This is a genomic window from Lichenibacterium minor (genome assembly GCF_004137685.1).
In the GTDB taxonomy this organism is placed as follows: Bacteria; Pseudomonadota; Alphaproteobacteria; order Rhizobiales; family Beijerinckiaceae; genus Lichenihabitans; species Lichenihabitans minor.
Window position 1 is genome coordinate 405,015 of record NZ_QYBB01000002.1, and the last position, 18,860, is coordinate 423,874.

Annotated in this window: 18 protein-coding genes and 1 pseudogene; 7 read left to right on the forward strand and 12 right to left on the reverse strand. The window is 69.5% G+C overall.

What is annotated here, in order from left to right:
* Positions 1–527: 527 nt before the first annotated feature.
* The 8 genes from D3273_RS04000 to D3273_RS04035 form a co-directional block, all read right to left on the reverse strand.
* Complete coding sequence (locus tag D3273_RS04000) at positions 528–1,400, reverse strand: amidohydrolase family protein (RefSeq protein WP_129223703.1); 873 nt, start codon at positions 1,398–1,400, stop codon at positions 528–530.
* Entirely contained in the window at positions 1,397–1,834 is a 438-nt protein-coding gene (locus tag D3273_RS04005) for an RbsD/FucU domain-containing protein (RefSeq protein ID WP_129223705.1), read from the reverse strand. The genes D3273_RS04000 and D3273_RS04005 overlap by 4 nt, the downstream gene beginning before the upstream one ends.
* Before the next feature lie 35 nt (positions 1,835–1,869).
* The gene (locus tag D3273_RS04010; protein ID WP_129223707.1) at positions 1,870–2,880 is read right to left on the reverse strand and encodes an aldo/keto reductase; all 1,011 of its coding nucleotides are present in this window, start codon (positions 2,878–2,880) and stop codon (positions 1,870–1,872) included.
* A gap of 126 nt (positions 2,881–3,006) precedes the next feature.
* Positions 3,007–4,062 carry an ABC transporter permease gene (locus D3273_RS04015; RefSeq protein ID WP_129223710.1) on the reverse strand — a complete coding sequence of 352 codons (1,056 nt, stop codon included), beginning with the start codon at positions 4,060–4,062 and terminating at the stop codon, positions 3,007–3,009.
* 23 nt (positions 4,063–4,085) lie between these two features.
* Positions 4,086–5,081 carry an ABC transporter permease gene (locus D3273_RS04020; protein WP_129223712.1) on the reverse strand — a complete coding sequence of 332 codons (996 nt, stop codon included), beginning with the start codon at positions 5,079–5,081 and terminating at the stop codon, positions 4,086–4,088.
* Positions 5,078–6,577: a sugar ABC transporter ATP-binding protein gene (locus D3273_RS04025; protein WP_207210665.1), complete on the reverse strand. Its 1,500-nt coding sequence runs from the start codon at positions 6,575–6,577 to the stop codon at positions 5,078–5,080. Before D3273_RS04025 ends, D3273_RS04020 begins: the two co-directional genes overlap by 4 nt.
* 92 nt (positions 6,578–6,669) lie before the next feature.
* Entirely contained in the window at positions 6,670–7,695 is a 1,026-nt protein-coding gene (locus D3273_RS04030) for a sugar ABC transporter substrate-binding protein (protein WP_129223714.1), read from the reverse strand.
* 69 nt (positions 7,696–7,764) lie between these two features.
* Positions 7,765–8,877, reverse strand: a complete 1,113-nt coding sequence (locus D3273_RS04035; protein ID WP_129223716.1) for an iron-containing alcohol dehydrogenase — start codon at positions 8,875–8,877, stop codon at positions 7,765–7,767.
* A 249-nt stretch (positions 8,878–9,126) separates the two neighbouring features.
* Between D3273_RS04035 and D3273_RS04040 the strand changes: the two genes are divergently transcribed.
* Genes D3273_RS04040 through D3273_RS04060 form a run of 5 tightly spaced genes read left to right on the forward strand, consistent with a single transcriptional unit; the run spans position 9,127 to position 14,988 of the window.
* Positions 9,127–9,855 carry a GntR family transcriptional regulator gene (locus D3273_RS04040; RefSeq protein ID WP_129223717.1) on the forward strand — a complete coding sequence of 243 codons (729 nt, stop codon included), beginning with the start codon at positions 9,127–9,129 and terminating at the stop codon, positions 9,853–9,855.
* Positions 9,852–11,396: a UxaA family hydrolase gene (locus D3273_RS04045; RefSeq protein ID WP_129223719.1), complete on the forward strand. Its 1,545-nt coding sequence runs from the start codon at positions 9,852–9,854 to the stop codon at positions 11,394–11,396. The genes D3273_RS04040 and D3273_RS04045 overlap by 4 nt, the downstream gene beginning before the upstream one ends.
* A gap of 49 nt (positions 11,397–11,445) precedes the next feature.
* Positions 11,446–13,014: a GMC family oxidoreductase gene (locus D3273_RS04050; RefSeq protein ID WP_207210667.1), complete on the forward strand. Its 1,569-nt coding sequence runs from the start codon at positions 11,446–11,448 to the stop codon at positions 13,012–13,014.
* A 29-nt stretch (positions 13,015–13,043) separates the two neighbouring features.
* Positions 13,044–13,838, forward strand: coding sequence for an SDR family NAD(P)-dependent oxidoreductase (locus D3273_RS04055; protein ID WP_129223721.1), 795 nt, complete (start codon positions 13,044–13,046; stop codon positions 13,836–13,838).
* Positions 13,839–13,866: 28 nt separating this feature from the next.
* Positions 13,867–14,988 (forward strand): glycerol dehydrogenase, encoded by a 1,122-nt coding sequence (locus D3273_RS04060; RefSeq protein ID WP_129223723.1) that lies wholly within the window; start codon positions 13,867–13,869, stop codon positions 14,986–14,988.
* Positions 14,989–15,237: 249 nt separating this feature from the next.
* Here D3273_RS04060 and D3273_RS29035 read toward each other — a convergent pair.
* A pseudogene (locus D3273_RS29035) lies at positions 15,238–15,999 on the reverse strand (transposase); the annotation flags it as partial.
* 167 nt (positions 16,000–16,166) lie between these two features.
* Complete coding sequence (locus D3273_RS04070; RefSeq protein ID WP_207210669.1) at positions 16,167–16,997, reverse strand: carboxylesterase family protein; 831 nt, start codon at positions 16,995–16,997, stop codon at positions 16,167–16,169.
* Between the two features lie 48 nt (positions 16,998–17,045).
* On the opposite strand from D3273_RS04070, the gene D3273_RS04075 reads away from it, so the two are divergent.
* Together D3273_RS04075 and D3273_RS04080 are read left to right on the forward strand one after the other, a co-directional pair.
* A complete protein-coding gene (locus D3273_RS04075) occupies positions 17,046–17,768 on the forward strand; it encodes a TetR/AcrR family transcriptional regulator (RefSeq protein ID WP_129223727.1) in 723 nt (240 codons plus the stop codon).
* Positions 17,765–18,292 carry a PepSY domain-containing protein gene (locus D3273_RS04080; RefSeq protein WP_129223729.1) on the forward strand — a complete coding sequence of 176 codons (528 nt, stop codon included), beginning with the start codon at positions 17,765–17,767 and terminating at the stop codon, positions 18,290–18,292. The genes D3273_RS04075 and D3273_RS04080 overlap by 4 nt, the downstream gene beginning before the upstream one ends.
* Before the next feature lie 89 nt (positions 18,293–18,381).
* On the opposite strand, the gene D3273_RS29580 is transcribed toward D3273_RS04080, so the two are convergent.
* Positions 18,382–18,516: a hypothetical protein gene (locus tag D3273_RS29580; RefSeq protein ID WP_281011185.1), complete on the reverse strand. Its 135-nt coding sequence runs from the start codon at positions 18,514–18,516 to the stop codon at positions 18,382–18,384.
* A 72-nt stretch (positions 18,517–18,588) separates the two neighbouring features.
* On the reverse strand, positions 18,589–18,860 hold a 272-nt coding region (locus tag D3273_RS28085), incomplete at its 5' end, for a hypothetical protein (protein ID WP_165359371.1).

Consider the following 18,860-nt stretch of genomic DNA (forward strand, 5'->3'; position numbering starts at 1 on the left):
GCACGAGACGCTCGATTGAGGGGATTTCGCTGCAAAGACTGCTCAGAAAAAATTACGACAGGAGATGCGCCTATAAGTATAATCTGTAACAAGACTCACTGCTTTATAGATAGCCTGGCAGGAAAATATATTATATTTTTTTCCTATCCGCGACTGAGATAAAAATCAATAAATATTTCTATGAAGTCGGCCGCAACCAAATCTATTTCTCTAAAGGCGCTAACGCCAACAGCGAGGATACGCCAGAAGCAGGATAGTGAATGATCGTGAGGTCCGTCGCTCCGAATGGCTCGATCAATCGGGATCCATGAAGGCCGGAGCCCACGGTGCACCAGCCACAAAGCCTTTGATGATAGGCCGAATCATACATCATGATATGAAGTGACTGCAGGACCTTGCTTAGAGTATTTTCAGATTTCGCATCAATTAGGGCGAGGGCGATGCGAACGCTTGTCGAGCCGGACGCTACGGCGCATTCGAGGTCCCCGGACATGCCGATGGAGAGATCGTCGAGGATGTTCTTCCGCTCAATTTAAAGCGTCCAAGCGGTAGAAGCGGACTGCATTCTCCCCAAAGATCGATTTCATTTCCGATGGACCAAGCCGTGGAGCGAGCAGCGCACGAGCAGCGTTGCTGACTTCACCGTAGCTCGCTGCCAGCGTGCAAACCGGCCAGTCGCTACCCCACATGAGTCGATCGGGGCCGAAACACGTCACGAGGTGGTCGACATAGGGGCGAAGGTCGTCGAGACGCCAGGCGGATGGATCAGCCTCGGTGACGAGGCCGGAAATCTTGCAATGCAGCCCTGGCATGGCCGCCACCGCCGCGATGCGCTCGCACCAGGGGGTCAGCGTGCCGGCGGCGATCTCGGGCTTGGCACCGTGGTCGATCACGGCGCGCAGACCGGGGGTCTGGCGCAGGGCTTCCAGCACGTGAGGTAGGTGACGGGTGAAACCGAGGATGTCGAAGGCGAGCCCGCTGTCCGCCACGAGGGCCAGATGCTCGAGCACACGCGGGCGCAGGATGAACGCGTCGTCATCGATCTCTTGAAGCATAGGTCGCAAACCCACGAGCTTCGGCCGGGAGCGCAGCGCCGCGAGCCGCTCCGGGAAACCGGAGGCCTCCATGTCGGCCCAGCCGACGACGCCGGCCACCCAGGGCGTGGCCTCCGCGAGGTCGAGCAGGAAATCGGTCTCGGCGTCGGTCTCGGCGGCTTGGACAAGCACGGTGCGGGCGACGCCGGCCCGCCTGATCAGGGGCGCCAGATCTCCGGGCAGGAAGTCTCGCAGCAGCGGGGCGACATGGGGTCCCATCCAGCCGTAATCTCCCCGCGCGATACGCCAGAAGTGCTGATGAGCGTCGACGACGAGCGCCGGGGCCCTTGTGTCCGGCGCGCTCACGCCGCACCTGATTCGTGGCGGAGGGCCCCCTTGCGGAGGATGAGGTTGTCGTAGGGGCGTCGGTCGCCGCTGGAGATTTCCGAGTCCTCCGCCCGCGCCCGCGCCATGAGGGCGTCCGGATCGACCCGTTCAACCTTGACGCTGAGTCCCTCGGTGGCCTCGATGAACCGGCCGAAGTCGGTGTACATCGGCTCGGCCTCGCTGCGCGCTACCATCAGGGCACTCGGCGCCTCCACAAGGTCGTCGAACGGCAGGACGCTCAGCAGGGCTTCGAGCACGCGGTCGGCGGGACCGCCCGTCAGCTCGACATGGCGGCGCGCGACGTCGATGGCGGGGAAGTTCGCGGCAGCGATCACGATGTCGCTGCTGTGGTCCGAGTCATCCAGGATGGACAGCGGCATGCCGTTGAGCAGGGGATCGATGGATCTCAGCACGGGATCTCCTTTGGCGATGTCGGAGGGGCTCCGGGTCAGGCGTCCAGCGCCGCCCAGAGCGCGTCCGGGATGGGCTGCTCGAACCAGCGCACGTTGGCGCACACCTGATCGGCCGTCTTGGCCCCCATGGCAACGGATCGTACGGCGCAGTGGCGGAGCGGGAACTGGATGGCGGCGGCCGGCAAGGGCACGCCGAAGTCGCGGCAAAGCGCGTCGAGGCGCTGGACCCGCTCCAGCACGGCGGGGGGCGCTTCGGAATAATCGAACTTGGCGCCATCCGGTCCGCCCGGCACCAAGACGCCGGAGTTGAAGGCGCCTCCCGCCACGATGTCGACGCCCCGGGTGGCGGCGCGGTCGAGCAGGTCCCGGCCCGAGCGGTCGAGCAGCGTATAGCGGCCGGCAAGCAGGCAGCAGTCGAGGTCCGCCTCCTCCATGGCTTCCGCCGCCACCCCGATCTCGTTGACCCCGAGGCCGAACCCCGCGATGAGGCCCGCCGACCGAAGCTCGGCCAGGGCCTCGAATCCGCCGCCGCGGGTCAGCGCCTCCCAATGACGGGCGTGGCGCTCGCCGTGGGTCGCCGGGCCGATGTCGTGGACGTAGAGGAGGTCGAAGCGGGCGAGCCCGGTGCGTTGCTGGCTGTCGTCGAACGAACGCATCACGCCGTCGCGCGAATAGTCGAACACTTCCGTGAAGGGCAGGCCGTCGTGCCAGCCGGAGTCGAAGGCGTTGCGCGGCCCCGTTTCGGGCAGGGGGCGCCCTGGCCGGCCGTTCTGCATGAGGCGGCCCACCTTGGTGCTGATTCGAGCCGCGTCCGAGCCGCCGTGGCGGCGCAGGAGGTCGCCCACGAGGTGTTCGGCCCGGCCGAGCCCGTACATGGGGGCGGTGTCGAAGTATCGGATCCCGGCCTCCCAGGCCGCATCGAGTGCGGCGCGGGCGTCGGCCTCGGGCACGGGAGCGTAGAGGCCGCCGAGCGGGGCCGAGCCCATGCTGAGCGCCGTGAGGGCGATGCCGGCACGGGTCAGGGGGCGGGGGTCAGAAGCTTTCATGGTGCGCGTCCTCAGGGCCTGCGAACGGGTCCGCGTTTCAGATCTGGCGTGTGTCGTCAAAGGTCCGACGCGCCAGCGTGTCTCAGGCGGTCGCCGACACGGGCCAGCTTCGACATCCGAGCCCGTTCACACGCTCTCATGCACGGCGCGGCCGGAGCGCCGCGTCCACACCACGGCGGCGACACCGCCGATCAGCAGGGCGCCCCGCACGATCTGCCGCTGCCAATCGGTCCAGCCCAGCAACGCAGCTCCGCTGAGCAGCACCGCCAGGAGCAGGATGCCGACCGCTGTCCCGATCACGTTGGGCTTGCCCATCTTGAGCGCCATGCCGCCGAGCAGGACGGCCGTCAGCCCGTCGATGAAATAGGAGGCGCCGACGTAGGGCTGGCCGGAGGAGAGGTCCGCGGCGAGCAGCACGCCCGCCCCGGCCGACAGCGTGCCCGACAGGGCGTAGAGGATGAACAGCAGCCGCGTCGCCGGCACGCCCGCCTCGACGAGGGCTCTGCGGTTCTGCTCCATGGCATAGACGTAATGCCCGAAGGTCGTGCGATCCTGCAGCCACCAGGCGGCGGCGTAGAGGGCCGCGGCAGCGACCGCGAGGGCCGGGACGGGGCCGACCTCAGCTCGTACCACGGTGCCGAGGACGCCCGAACCGGCGAGCGGGATGGACGTGCCCTTGCCGATGGCGGCCGCGACAGAGCCCGCGAAGCCGCCGGTCGCGATGGTGGTCACCAGCGCCGGCAGGCCGAGCAGGGCCACGAGGCCGCCGTTGGCGAGGCCGAAAAGCAGGCCGGTGCCGAGCGCCGCCGCGGCGGCAAGCCCCCAGCCGGCGCCGGATGAGACCAGTCCCGCCACCACCATGGTGCTGAGAGCCGCGACCGACATGAAGGATACGTCGATCTCGCCAGCCGCCACGATGAAGGTGAGGCCGAGCAGCATCACGGCCGAGATGCCGCCCGAGCGCAGCATGTCGGCGACGTTCCCGGCGCTGGCGAACGACGGGCGCAGGACCGCGAAGCCGAGGGCCAGGGCCGCGAGCAGCAGGAAGAGCCCGTAGCGGACCAGCAGCCGGCCCGGCGCCGGGGCGGTCCGGCGGGCCGCCGGCAGGACCGGGGCGACGCCGCTCGCGCCGGCGTCTCGCGCTGGCGCGCCCAGGGCGGGACCGCGCACCGGCGCGCTCATGGCAGGACCTCGTGCTGGCGCGCTCATGGCAGAACCTCTCGCGGGCGGGCGGCGGGGATGCGCAGGCGCGCCGCGGCAGCCAGCGTCCGGGGATCGAAGAGCGCGATGGCGCCGACCAGCACCAGCGACACGATGGCGTCCGAATAGTAGTAGGGCACGGCCATCAGGGTGAAGCCGTCCAGCATGGCGCTCATCAGCAGCGTCCCGGCCAGCGTCGCCGCCACCGAGGCCCGGCCGAACAGCGCCGCGCCGAGGTAGACGGCCGCGTAGGCGGGCATGAGGAGCTGGTTGCCGACCGTGACGTTGCTGGCGCCCGAGGAGGCGACCAGGAGGGTCGTGGCGAGGCACGCGAGGGTGCCGGACAGCGCGAAGGCGGCCGCGACGTAGAGCCGGACGCGCACGCCCGAGAAGCGGGCCGACACGCGGTTCTCGCCCGTGGCGTAGAAGGCCCGGCCGAAGCGCGTGCCGTGCAGCAGCAGGGCGGCGGCGGCCGCTGCCGCGAGCAGCACGGCGGCCGGCATGTCGAGCCCGGCCACGCGCGCGTCGTTGAAATCCAGGATGCCGGAGCCGAAAAAGTTGTCCGAGATCGAGGTGCCGTTGCTGTAAAGGTAGGACAGGCCGACCGCGACCCCGCCGGTCGCGATGGTGGCGACGATGTCGGGCAGGCGGAAGCCCGCCACCGCGACCCCGTTCACGAGGCCGCAGGCGAAGCCCACGGCGAGCGAGCCCGCGACGGCGGTCGACACGTCGTGCTCGCCGGCGATCAGCCAGCCGAGCGTCATGGCACCGAGCGAGGCGACGCCCGGGAAGCTGAGGTCGAACTGCCGGACTACGATCACGAAGGTGAGGCCCAAGGCCGCGAGGCCCTGCACGGCCATGTGGCGCAAGAGCGCGTGGAGGTGCTCGGCGCCGAGGTAGCCCGGCACGAGCAACTGGAACGTGCCGGCCACCAGGGCCAGCAGGACCAGGAAGGCCAGGACCCGCAGGAGCCTGGGGCCAGGGCGGAACGGGCTCGTCATGCGGCGCGCCCCATGATGCCGGCGGCGAGGAGCCCGTCGCGGTTCGGCGCGGCCGTGACGGGGCGGCCCTTGTAGAGGGCCAGGGTTCGGTCTGCGAGGCCGTGCACCTCGTCGCAGTCGGAGGACACCACGATCACCCCAGCGCGGCGCGACAGGGCGCGCATCAGGCCGTAGATCTTGGCGCGGGCGCCGATGTCGACCCCCACGGTGGGCTCGGTGAAGATGTAGACGTCCGCGTCGCGGAACAGGCCCTTGGCGATCACGATCTTCTGCTGGTTGCCGCCCGAGAAGGCCGAGGCCGGCCGGTCGAGCGCAGGGGGATGGAGGCCCGTCTCGCGCGCGAGCCGCGCCGCTTCGCGCCGGTTGCGGCCGAAGCGCAGCAGCCCGAGCGCGGAAGCGCGGCCGAGATTCGCCACCGTGGTGTTGAACACGACGTCCTCGGTCAAGGTCAGGCCCTCGGTGCGCCGGTCGCCCGGCACTAGGAACACGCCGGCGCGCAGGGCTTCGTGCGGCCCCGAGAAGCGGCGCTCGCGACCCTTGACGAGGAGGCGTCCCTCGTCGTGGCGCAGCGCGCCGAACAGCGCCTTCGACAGCTCGTCCACGCCCGAGCCGACGAGGCCGAAAATCCCGAGGATCTCGCCCCTCCGGAGCGCGAAGCTGCCTCCCGAGAAGCAGCCGGCGAGGCCGAGGTTCTCGGCCGCGAGGACCGGCGCCTCGCCCTCCGGGCGCCCGTCGCGCGGCGGGAAGAGCTCGCCCGCCTTCTCGGCCAGCATGAGCTCGGGGATCGACACGCCGCGCGCCTCGGCTTCGGCGGCCGTGAAGCTCGCCACGTTGCGGCCGCCGCGGAACACCGTGAAGGAATCCGCCACCTCGAACACCTCCTCGAGGCGGTGGGTGATGTAGACGATGGCGATGCCGGCCGCGCGCAGCGCCCGCATCATGGCGAAGAGCGAGGCCTTCTCGCGCTCCGTCAATGTCGAGGTCGGCTCGTCGAGGATGAGGATGCGGGTGTGCTCGGCCCGCAGCGCGTGCAGCACCGCCACGATCTCGCGGTCCACGGCCGGCATCTCGCCCACGGGGCGGTCGAGGTCGATTTCGACGGGAAAGCGCGCGAGCAGGCGCTCTGCCGCGGCCTGCATGGCGGTGCGGTCGATCCGGGCGAAGAGGCCGGGGCGCCGCCCCTCGTGGCCGAGGAAGATGTTCTCGACCCCCGACAGGTCGGGCACGAGCTCGGGGTGCTGCTGCACGGCCGCGACCCCGGCCGCCATGGCGGCGCGCGGGCTGCCGAGCGCCACGGGTGCGCCGTCGAGGAGGATCTCGCCGGCGTCGGCCGTGTAGACGCCGGACAGAATCTTGACGAGCGTCGACTTGCCGGCGCCGTTGACGCCCAGGAGGGCGTGGATCTGGCCGGCCTCCAGCGTGAAGTCGACGCCGTCGAGCGCCGTCACGGGGCCGAACCGCTTCTCGATGCCGGTCATCCTCAGAAGGGGAGGCACGGTGCAGGACTCCTCGCAGGTTTGGCGGCGCAGGCCGCCGCCGGAAGGCCGGCCGCCCCGGGAAGCGGCGGCCGGCTGGGTCAGGGGGGGCGTCAGAGCACTCGCTTCCAGCCGAGCTTGGCGGCTTCGCCGGGCTGGTCGTAGGTGTCGGGGAGCGGGATGCCGGCGAGGCTTTCCTTGGTCACCGCGTAGGAGGGCGTGATGACGAAGCGCGGGGCCTTGCGCCCGGCGATCACCTCGTGGGCGTAGAAGGCGTTCATGTAGGCCATCTCGTAGAAGCTCTGGGCGAGCGTCAGGGCGAAGGGCGAGCCGGCCTTGATGTATTCGAACGACTGCTTGCCGCCGTCGATGCCGGTGATGAACACCTTGCGATTCGCCGCCTTGATGGCGAGCGTGCCTTCCGAGGCGGCGCCGTCCCAGGCGCACCAGATGGCGTCGAGTTCCGGGTTGGCGGTGAGGATGTTGTCGACCACCTGGCGGGGCGTCGTCGAACCGCCGAGCGCGAAGGCGATCTCGGACACGACCTGGATGTCGGGATAGCGGACGAAGACCGATTTCGCCCCGAGCGTGCGCTGGTCCCAGCTCTCGTTGGAGGGCAGGCACACCATGGCGACCTTGCCCTTGCCGTTGAGGCGGTCGGAGATGTACTGCGCCCCGTACGAGCCGAGCCCGAAGTTGTTGGACATCGCTGTCGACGTCACGGTGGTGTTGGGCACGTAGCTGTCGCCGCAGAAGATCGGGATGCCGGAAGCGACGGCGGCCTGGACGGCCGGGGCGATGGCGGCGGCATCGGCCGGCGTGATGAAGATGGCGGCGGGCTTCGAGGCCACGAAGGCGGCGATCTGGTCCGCCTGCTTCTTCACGTCGTAATTGGCGTCTGCGATCGTGAGGGTGCCGCCGAGCTTGGCGACGGCGTCCTTGTAGCCGCTCACGATGTGGCGGCCGGATTCCCACACGGTCCAGCCGAGGGACGCGCAGAACTGGGCGTCCTGCGCGTAGGCCTGGCCCGGGCGGGCCAGGGCGGTCGCCACCGTGAGGGCGGCGGCGCCGCTCAACAGGCCGCGCCGCGTGAGGTGGAAGCGCGCCTGGTCGTCGCCGCTCGTATCGTCCGTGCTCATCTCATGGTCCTCCCTTGAAATCGTTTCGGTTCGGGGCCTCTGTCGGGCCCTCTTCGTCCGGTGCGCGTCTCAGCGTGACTGGCGGAGAAGCTCCAGATACTCGTCCCGCGTGGGGATGCGGGGATTGGTGGCGTGGCAATGGTCCTTGAGGGCCTGGCCGGCGACCTCGTCCATCATGGCGTCGGTCACCCCCATGGCGTCGAGGCCGGAGGGCAGGCCGATCGCGGCGCTGAGCTCCGCCACCCGGGCGTCCGGCTCGCCGCCCAGCATCTCGGCGAGGACGTCCCACTTGGCCCCGATCGCCTGGCGGTTGAAGCGCAGCACCGCCGGCATCAGCACGGCGTTCAGCGTGCCGTGGTGCAGGTTGAGGGACCGGATGGCGCCGAGCGGGTGGGTGAGGGCGTGGACGGCGCCGAGCCCCTTCTGGAACGCCATGGCGCCCTCGAGCGCCGACATCATCATGTCCCAGCGCGCCTGCCGGTCGGCGCCGTCCGAGACCACGCGCCGAATCGCGCTCCAGCCCCGGCGCAGGCCGTCGAGCGCGATGGCGTCGGCGGGCGGGTTCACGGCCGGCGCCATGTAGGTTTCGAGGCAGTGCGACAGGGCGTCCATGCCCGTCGCGGCCGTCAGGCCCGCCGGCAGCCCGTGCGTCAGCTCGGGGTCGCACAGCGCCACGCTCGGGAGCATGTGGGGGCTGACGATGCCGAGCTTGCGGCCCTCGCGCGTGATGATGACGGCGGCGCGACCGACCTCCGAGCCCGTGCCCGACGTGGTCGGCACAGCCACCAGCGGGCAGATGCCCCCGTGGATCCGACCGAGGCCGCCTTCCACCAGCGTGTACTGGGCGAGCGGGCCAGGGTGGCCGGTGAGCAGGCGCACCGCCTTGGCGAGGTCGATCGGCGAGCCTCCGCCGAGCGCCACGATGCCGTCGCACCCGGCCTCGCCGTAGAGCGCGAAGGCGGCCTCGACGGCCTCCTCGGTAGGGTTGGCGGGCGTGTCGGCGAAGATTGTGGGGCGGTCCGGCAGGAGCGCTGCGACGCGCTCGACGAGCCCGGTGCCGAGGAGGCCGCGGTCGGTGACGAGCAGCGGGCGCGCGACCTTCAGGCCGTCGAGGATCGTGGGCAGCCTGGCGACGGCGCCGTCGTCGAACTCGATCCGGGTCAGGTAGGTGATCAGGGCCATGGCGACGCAATGCTCTCGTTCGGCCCCGGGCCGCGCGGCCCGGCGGCGCCGGTGATGGTGGGGGATGGGATCCGGCCTGTCGTGGCCGCGGACGCGGGCGACCGGCGCCCGAACCATTGTGCTCCTCCCGTGGTGCGGCTTCGCCGGATCCGCCACCTGATGGCGGGTCGATTTGCGGCTTGCACCGGTCACCGATATATGAGTTATTCAAGTCAGAACAGACAAGCGATGTCAACGGCTCTGGGGCCTATGCTCAAAAACATCGATACGCAGAGGGGAGAGACGGGAACGGCGGCCCGGACGGCCGCAGCGCGGCCTGCCCAAAAAGCCAATCAGATATATGACGTTTTGAGACGCAGCATCGTGCTGCTCGACATGCCGCCCGGCTCGGTCCTGGCCGAGAAGGAGATCTGCCTGCGCTACGGCGTGTCCCGCACGCCCGTGCGGGAAGCGGTGCAGCGGCTCGCCGAGGAGGATCTCGTCGAGGTGAGGCCGCATTCGGGCACCTACGTCAGCAAGATCGACTTCGCGGTGGCCGAGGAAGGCTTCGTGATCCGCCGGGCGCTGGAGATCGAGAGCGTGCGGCGCTGCGCCGAGCGGGTGACGCCCGAGGGCGTCGCGCGCCTCGACGGCCTCGTGCGCCGCATGCGCGACATCCTCCGGCAGGAGGCGCTCGGGGACTATCTCGAGGTCGACGATGCCTTCCACGGCCTCATCGCCGGCGTGAGCGGCTATCCCCGGATTTGGAAGTTCATCGACATGGCCAAGGTCCATCTCGACCGCATGCGCCAGCTCAGCGCGCCCGTTCCGGGCCACCTCGCCGAGGTGACCGAGCAGCATGCCGCGGTAGTCCGCGCGATCGAGCGCCGCAACGCCGATCAGGCCGAACTCGCCATGCGCATCCACCTCGACGGCTCCTTCGCCGTGATGCGCAGCCTCTACCAGGACGACGCCCTCTTCGCGGGACAGGCCCCATGATCCTCGACTTTCCAGCCGACGCGCCCCTGATCCGCCTTCACCCGGACGACAATGTCGCGGTGGCCCGGGCCGCCCTCGATCCCGCGGCGGCGGCTGGCCTGCCCCTCGACTTCTCCGTCCGCGACCGCATCGCCCAGGGCCACAAGATGGCGCTTACGGCCATCGCGCCCGGCGAGCCCGTGGTGAAATACGGGCAGGTGATCGGGGTGGCGAGCCGCCCCATCGCCAGGGGCGAGCACGTCCACACGCAGAACCTCGCCATGGCCGATTTCGCGCTCGAACACGCCTTCTGCGCCGGGGCGCGGCCGACCGACTTCGTGCCCGAGGCGCAGCGCGCGACCTTTCTCGGCTTCCCGCGCCCGGACGGACGGGCGGGCACGCGCAACTACCTCGCCGTCATCTCGTCCGTGAACTGCTCGGCCACGGTCGCCAAGGCGGTGGCGGCCCGCTTCGCCGGCCGGCGCGGGCTCGACGCCTTTCCCAACGTCGACGGCATCATCCCGCTCACCCACGGCGGCGGCTGCGCCATCAATACCGAGGCGGAGGGCTACCTCTACCTCACGCGCGTCCTGGCCGGCTACGCCGTCCATCCCAACGTCGGCGCCGTGCTGATGATCGGCCTCGGCTGCGAGACAAACCAGATCCACCTCTTGCTCAAACGGCACGGCCTCGTCGAGGGTGACGCGTTACGCAGCCTCACCATCCAGGGCACCGGGGGCACCCGTGCTTCCATCGCGGCCGGGGTCGCGGCCGTGGAGGCCATGCTGCCGGCGCTCGACGCCGTGCGGCGCGTCCCCTGTCCGGCAGCCCACCTGACGCTGGCGCTCGAATGCGGGGGCTCGGACGGATATTCAGGCATCTCGGCCAACCCGGCGCTCGGCCATGCCGCCGACCTCCTGGTGCGCAACGGCGGCACAGCCGTTCTGGCCGAAACGCCGGAAATCTACGGGGCCGAGCACCTGCTGACGCGCCGCGCCGCGACCCCGGCCGTCGCCGAGAAGCTGCTCGCCCGGATCGATTGGTGGCGCGACTACGCGGCGCGGGGCCGGGCGGAGCTCAACAACAACCCGTCCTTCGGCAACAAGGCGGGCGGGCTCACCACCATCCTGGAAAAGTCGCTCGGGGCGGTCGCCAAGGGCGGAGGCACCCGGCTCAACGCCGTCTACGAGTACGCCGAGCCGATCACGGAGCGGGGCTTCGTCTTCATGGACACGCCCGGCTACGATCCCGTTGCGGTGACGGGCCAGGTGGCAGGCGGCTGCAACGTCGTGGCTTTCACCACGGGCCGGGGCTCGGTGTCCGGCTTCAAGCCTGCCCCGACCCTGAAGCTCGCCACCAACTCGGCCATGTTCGCCCGCATGAGCGAGGACATGGACATCGACTGCGGCACCATCGTGGACGGCCGCGAGACGGTGGCCGAGGTGGGTGAGCGGATCTTCCGCGCCGTCCTCGACACGGCCTCGGGCCGGCCGAGCCTCAGCGAGACCTTCGACTACGGCGACAACGAATTCGTGCCCTGGCAGGTCGGCGCTGTGATGTGACGCGGCTCGGGGCGGGCAGAGACAAGACGAGGCAGCGAGGGAGGGCACCGTGCAATTGAAGGACCATTACGACGTTGTGATCGTCGGCTCGGGCGTGGGCGGCGGCGCGCTCGCCCGGAGCCTCGCGGCCTCGGGCTGTAGCATCCTGATGATCGAGCGCGGCCCGCGGCTCGCCCGCGAGCCCGACAACTGGAGCGTGGCGGCCGTCTTCCACCAGCGCAAATACGCCGCGAAGGAGCAGTGGCGCGACCGGGACGGCAACCTGTTCGCACCGGGCACCTACTATTACGTAGGCGGCAATTCCAAGTTCTTCGGCGCCGCCACGGTGCGGTTCCGCGCGCAGGACTTCGAGGACCTGCAGCACGAGGGCGGCGTGGCGCCGGCTTGGCCGGTGCGCTACGCCGACTTCGAGCCCTACTACGCCGAGGCCGAACGGCTGATGGGCACGCACGGCACCGCCGGGGCGGACCCGATCGAGCCGCCACGCAGCGGGCCCATGCCCCATCCGGCCATCGGCCACGAGCCCGAGATCGCCACCTTCGAGCGCAAGCTCCGGGCCCGCGGCCTCCACCCCTTCCCGCTGCCCATCGCCATCGACTACCACGAGGGCGGCGCCTGCCTGCGCTGTCGGACCTGTGACGGCTTCGCCTGCCAGATCGGCGCCAAGGGCGACGCGGAGGTGCGCCTCGTCGATCCCGCCCTCGCGTCCGGAAACGTCACGCTCGTCACCGAGACCCTGGTACGTCGCTTCGTCACCGATCCCTCGGGCCGCCGCGTGACCGCGGTCGAGATCGAGCACGAGGGCGAGGTGCTGAGCGTCGCGGGCGACCTCTTTGTGTCGAGCGCCGGGGCGATCAACTCGGCGGCGCTGCTCCTGCGCTCCGCCAACGACCAGCACCGGCGTGGCCTCGGCAACAACGGGTCAGATCAGCTCGGTCGTAACTACATGGCCCACAACAACACCACCATGATGGCGGTCGCGCCCTGGCGCAAGAATCGCGTCACCTTCCAAAAATCCATGGCGATCAACGATTTCTACCTCGCCAATGCCGAACGTCCTTATCCGCTCGGCAACATACAGGGCCTCGGCAAGCTCCAGGGCGGGATGCTGACCGCCAATGCCCGCTGGGCGCCCGAATGGCTGATGAGTTCCTTCGCGGACCGCAGCGTCGACTGGTGGCTGATGTCGGAAGATCTGCCCGATCCGGAGAACCGGGTCACGGTCGATCCGGACGGGCATATTCGCCTGTCCTACACGCCTAACAACCTCAAGGCCCATGGCGAGCTCGTGGCCGTGTGGACGCGCCACATGAAGGCGCTCGGCTACCCGATCATCGTCACCCAGAAGATGGACATCAAAGTCGCCATGCATCAATGCGGCACCGCCCGCTTCGGCACCGACCCGTCGACCTCCGTGCTCGACCCGTTCTGCCGGGCCTGGGACCTCGAGAACCTTTACGTAGTCGACGCGTCCTTCCTGCCCTCGTCGACCGGCTTCAACCCGTCGCTGACCATCGTGGCCCAGGCGTTGCGCACCGCCGAACACATCCTGAAGGGCTGGCGCATGCCCGAGGTCGCCGCGGCCGGCCTCGGCGCGCCGGCGCCGGTCCTGGCCTGAGCGGGTACAGAGAAGGGGGAGGGGAAACCATGACGACCCAGAAGGACTATGCCCGCCTGTTCGATCTGACGGGCCGGAAGGCGGTGGTGACGGGCGGCTCGCGCGGCATCGGCCGTGCCGTCGCCGAAGCGTTTCGGGCCCAGGGCGCCGACATCGCCGTCGTGGTGCGCGAGACGGTGGACCGGGCCGACGCGCTGGTGGCTGAGCTCAACGCCGGCGGGGGCGACAGCTTCGCGATCCGCGCCGATGTGTCGGTCGAGGCGGATGTCGCCCGCCTCGCCGCGACGCTCGAGGAGCGCTGGGGACAGGTCGACGTGCTGGTCAACAATGCCGGCATCGTGCTGCCGGGCCCCGCCGAGGATTTCGGCTTCGAGGACTGGCGCCGCACCATGTCGGTGAATCTCGACGGCGTCTTCTTGGTAAGCCAAGCCATCGGCCGAATGATGATCGCCCGCAAGCGCGGCGTCATCATCAACATCGGCTCGATGTCGGGCCGCATCGTCAACTGGCCGTTCCGCCACGCCGCCTACAACGTATCGAAGGCAGCGGTCCATATGCTGACCAAGTGCCTGGCGACTGAGTGGGCTGAACACGGCATCCGCGTGAACGCCATCGCGCCCGGGTACATCATGACGGAACTGACCGAGGAGGTATTGCGCGAGCACCCACAGGTGGTGAGCGAGCACTGGGCCAAGGGTGCGGTCATGAACCGTATCGGCACTGTCGACGAACTCGCGGGCGCAGTCGTCTACCTGGCCAGCGACGCTTCGTCCTTCACCACCGGCGAGGTGCACACTGTGGACGGCGGTCTGACGCTGCGCTGATCCGATGCAACAAGGAAGGAGAACGAGCATGAACCAGCGCGGCTACGGCGGCCCACTCCGCTATATCCAAGGCCCCGGCGTCATCGCCGACATCGGACGCTACGCGGCTTCCCTCGGCCAGTCTGCCCTGGTGGTGGTCGACAGCTTTCTCTGGGACGGGCTTCGGGGCCGGATCGCGGGCTCCCTCGAGGCGGCGGGCGTCGAGGCGCGCTTCCTGCGCTTCGGTGGGGAATCGTCCGACACCGAAGTCGAGCGCTGCATCGGTGAGGCGCGGGCGGCCGCCGTCGTGATCGGGGTCGGGGGCGGCAAGGCTCTCGATACCGCCAAGATCACGGCCTCGCACATCGGCGCACGCATCGTAACGGTGCCGACCATCGCCTCGACGGATTCGCCCACCAGCGCCATCGGCGTGATCTACTCGCCCGAGGGCGTCTACGACTGCGTGGTCCGCTGCGGCCGCAACCCGGATGTCGTTCTGGTGGACAGTGCCGTGATCGCGGCTGCCCCGGCCCGTTTCCTTGTCTCGGGTATGGGTGATGCGCTGTCGACCTTCTTTGAGGCTCGATCAAACCAGGACACGCGTTCGCGCAACTATATCGGCGATGGCTACGCGCCGACGGCTGCGGGCCTCGCCATCGCACGGGCCTGCCACGATGTGTTGATGCGGGATGGCCGCGCCGCCTTAGCGGCGGCGCGCGCCAACCGCCTCACACCCGCAGTCGAAACCATCATCGAAGCCAACACTTTGCTTTCAGGTCTCGGTTTCGAGAACTGCGGCGTTTCGGCCGCGCACGGCATCCACGACGCCCTCACGGTGCTCGGCCCCACCCATCGTTTCTTCCACGGCGAAAAGGTCGCGTTCGGCACGATCTGCCTGCTCGTCCTGGAGAACCGCCCGCGTGCGGAGCTGGAGGAGGTCATCGATTTCTGCATCGATCTCGGACTACCGACCACGCTGGCGGATCTCGGGCTCGCAGCCGTGCGAGAGGACGAAATGCGCGCCGTCGGCGAGGCCGCAATGGCGCCGGCCAGCGTCATTCACTCGGTGCCGGTCGCGCTCGATTCGCGCCTCGTGGCCGACGCGATCTGGACCGCGAGCGCAATCGCGGAGGCCCGCGGTGCGGAGCGCGATCCGCGGCGGCCCACGTGAGCCGGACGCCGCAGATCGCGCGAACGCCGACTCGGGCCGGCTGCGTACCTTGCGAAAGGTGCTGGATCCACTGCCGCAGGTCGCTAGCAGGCGGCTGAAAGGAGTCGACGTTCAGCCTATCAGCATCATTCCGCGTTGTTTTTGGCGAGTGGACGGTAGAAAGCGTGGGGGTCAGGCTTTCTGCCGTCTGCACGTTGCGCTGCGCACCAGCCCCGTCGAGGCGGGACAGGGGCTCCTTCCGTCGGCTCCTCACGCCACCTTCGGTTCAGCGAGCAGCTTGGGCAGGCGCATGAGGTTGCAGGCCGCGGCCGAGAACGCGAAGGCCATGTCGCCCCGCTCGTGGCCGCGCACCCGGATGCGGCGCAGGAACCCGAACGCGTTTGTCCCGGCCGAAGCCCTCCTCGATCCGCTTGCGGATGCGCTGGCTCACGCTGGAGCCGGGGTGGCGAGCGGTCCGGCCGTCGATGGCCGAGCGCCGCCGGGCCGTGTTCCGGGCGACGTCACGTTCATGCTCCGCAGCTCGTCCACGAAGTCCTCGGCGTCGTAGCCCTTGTCGGCCCCGAGCGTGATGCGGTCGGGACGGTCGGCCCGATTCTCGATTATGGCGAGAGCGGCCGTGCGCTCGGCATGGCCGTCAGCCTCCGTGACGCAGCCGTCCACGATCAGCCGGTTGCGGTTCTCCATGAGCGTGTGCCCCATGACTCACAGCCTGGCTTCCCGGCCCCGCCCCTTGCGGTAAAGCCGCGCCTCCGGGGCTGTGACGCTCCTGTGCGTGTCTTTGGAGAGCCATTGGCCGTGGAAATCCACCTCGACGTTGCGCCCGCCCGCCCGCGGGCGGCTCGGGGAGAGCGGGCGGCTCAGGCGGCGTGTCGCTGTCTTTGGGTTTGAAGCTCTTCATCGACGCCCAGGCCTGGATGGGCGTGCCGTCCACGCTGAAGTGGTCCTGTGGCAGCAGCCGCTCCACCCGCGGGTGGCCAGCACGGCGCTCAGGAACGCCGCCGCCACGCGGCCGCTCGCGACGCCTGGGCCTATCTGCGCGGCACGAAACTGGCCCACCATCTCTTCGCACTTTGCGATGACATGATGCCTGCGTGCTGTGATGCCTGGACCACATTCATCGCCGGACGCATATCGGCTTTGCGTAGCTGACCACCAAGCGTCGCGTCCTGGATCAGGTCCTAAGCCCCGGACTGCTTGAGCAACCAATTCCGCGCAGCATCGATATGGAAGAACTTGCACGCAGATCCCATGTGGTCGACATCTTCAAACGTCAGGAACGTGATATTGGCGCCGCGCGCGAGATAGCTGTCGACCTGCTCGGTCAGCGTCTTCTGCCGGTCCACCGGGAAGATCGAGGCTGGGTCGAGATGTTTCGCCGGACGCCTCACCGTGCCGCCCGCGGCGTCCCACACCGGCACACATCTCTCGTTCCACGATGTGGCCTTGTCGTCCTCCGCTCCCGTGGTGATGAGGACTCTCTGCTTGGCGAGCGTGGCGACGTCGTCCGGCCGCTGTCGACCTGCGATGATCAGCCTGGCCGCGAAGGTTTGCGGATGCTTAGCCATCAGCCACAGGGACGTCATGGCGACCATGGACCAGCCGGTACAGTAAACCCGATCCGGGTCGATTTTCAGGATTTTGTCCCGCCAGTCATCCAGGTTCGGGTTGCCGTAGTTCCATGTGTTACGAAGCAGAGAATCGGCCAGCCTATGCGTGTCCTCGACGTCGGGGGTATGTTCCCAATAATCCAACAGGCTCCAGATGGTGGCGATGCATTGCTCGGTCAGCGCTCGGGCGCAGGTGCCGTCATAGCTGGTGCCCGAGTGGGTGACGCCGAGGACGACCGGGTAGGCCTTGTGCTCTCCGCCGGGCTTCAGAAAAGACCTGGGCAGGTAGATGCTGTATTCGAGCCATGCGGACCGCGTCCCGCCCCCGAAGCCGATCGTCGATGTGCGACGATCCCTGCAGAGGCCCCTGGACTTGCGCTGTTCGGTACTTATCGGTACCAAAATCGATGCAGGAGGGGCGGCGTCGAGGTCGGGAGCGGAGGGCCGGGCATGGAGGATTCGGCCGCATCGCTTCGCCGGGCAGGGCCTCGGAAGGCGGGCTCCGACGACGACCGCAGGGCGGCCATCGTCGATGCGGCCTCCCGCGCCTTCGTGGAGCTCGGTTTCGCCGCCACGACGACCGAGGTGATCGCGGCTCGCGCCCGCGTGTCGAAGCGCGCCATCTACGACCTGTTCGCGGGCAAGACGGACCTCTTCGCCGCCGTGGTGTCGAAGCATCGCCCCCTGTTGCTGGACCTCCCGCGTCCGCCCGGCGAGGACCTGCCCCTCGTGGACGTGCTGACCCGGATCTTCCGCCTCGACATGGACCCGGAGCGCGATCGGGAACGCGAGATGCTGCTCAGCCTCGTGCTCCGCGAATCCACGCAGGTGCCGGGCCTCTCCGACGCCCTCTACGGCCGGGGCATCCTGCGATCCCGCGAGGATCTGATCGTCTGGATCGGCGCGGAGGCGGCGCGCGGCAGGATCGGCCCCGTCGACCCCGCGCTCCTCGCAGGCCTGCTCATGGACGTCGTGTTCGGCGCCCTGCTGCCGCGGCGGCGGCAGAGCGGCGACGAGGCGAGGGAGCGGCGCAAGCGCGACATCCGGCTGCGGCTCGCGATCGTGCTGCGGGGGCTTCCCGCGCCCGATGTCCCGAGCGGGACCCGCGTCCGGCTGACGATCCCCCGAACCCCTTCCGGAGCCGGTCCGGCCAGACGAGGAAACGAACCATGACCCACGATGCCGAGGCGGCCCCCCGGTCTGCGCCCGATCCCCGCGCGGGCCGACCCACGCGGACGTCGCCCGCCCTCCTGCAACGGCGCCTCCGCCAGCTCCACCTCTACATCAGCATGGTGTTCGCACCGTCGCTGGCCTTCTTCGCCGCCACCGGGGCGCTGCAGCTCTTCGACCTGCACGAGGCCAAGCCCGGGCGCGCCTTCGAGCCTCCCGCCATCCTCGAGGAGCTCGGCATGGTGCACAAGAAGCAGGTGTTCGCGCTGCCTCGGCGCCGCTCCCCGCCTCCGGGGCTCCCCGACGGCGGTGCGCCCGCCCCAGGGGCACCCGCGCCGGAGCGCGGCCGGGGAGAGGGGTGGAGCGTGCTGGCGCTGAAAGTCTTCTTCCTGTTCGCCTCGGTCGGCCTGCTCGCGTCGACCGGCCTGGGGGTCTGGATCGGCCTCCAGCCGGGTCGCAACCGGCGCACGGCCGTGGGCCTCCTGCTGGCCGGCACGGCCGTGCCGATCCTGCTGCTGGCCCTTTGACCCAGGCGGCGGGACGCGCGGCCCGGCCCGGCCCACCGGCACGGCGGTCTTGATCGGGGGGAAACCCGCGCGCAGGGCGAGCAGGAAGGTCAGGACGTCGCCGCGAGCACGACGGTGAAGCCCGAGATCCGGAGCGGCGGGCTGCGCAAGCGCGCCGGCGGGCGGACGCCGATCGGCAGCGCGAGGCCGGTCCCGGCGAGCGCCGCGGCGACGATGCCGATCACGCTTGGCACATCCCGGATCCGGAGGATCGCTGCGAGGAGGCGTACCTCGCCGGCGTCACGCTCTGTCCGCGATCAAAAATCGGCCTTGACGCCCGCGAAGATGCGCCGCTCCACGGGAGCACCGGCCGTCTTCGCCTGCGTCGCGGCGTTGAACTGTTGAGCGGTCAGCGACGTCGTGACGGTGTCGGTGATGTGGTAGGCGAGGTGCGCGTCTGCGGTGACGTAGTCGGCCACCTTCACCGGAACGGACACGAGGCTCATGGCGGCGGTGTGGAAGTCCTGGTACTCGGACTGCCAGCGCGCCTGCAGGTCGACGTCGAAGCGCCCCCAGCTGTAGCCGAGCC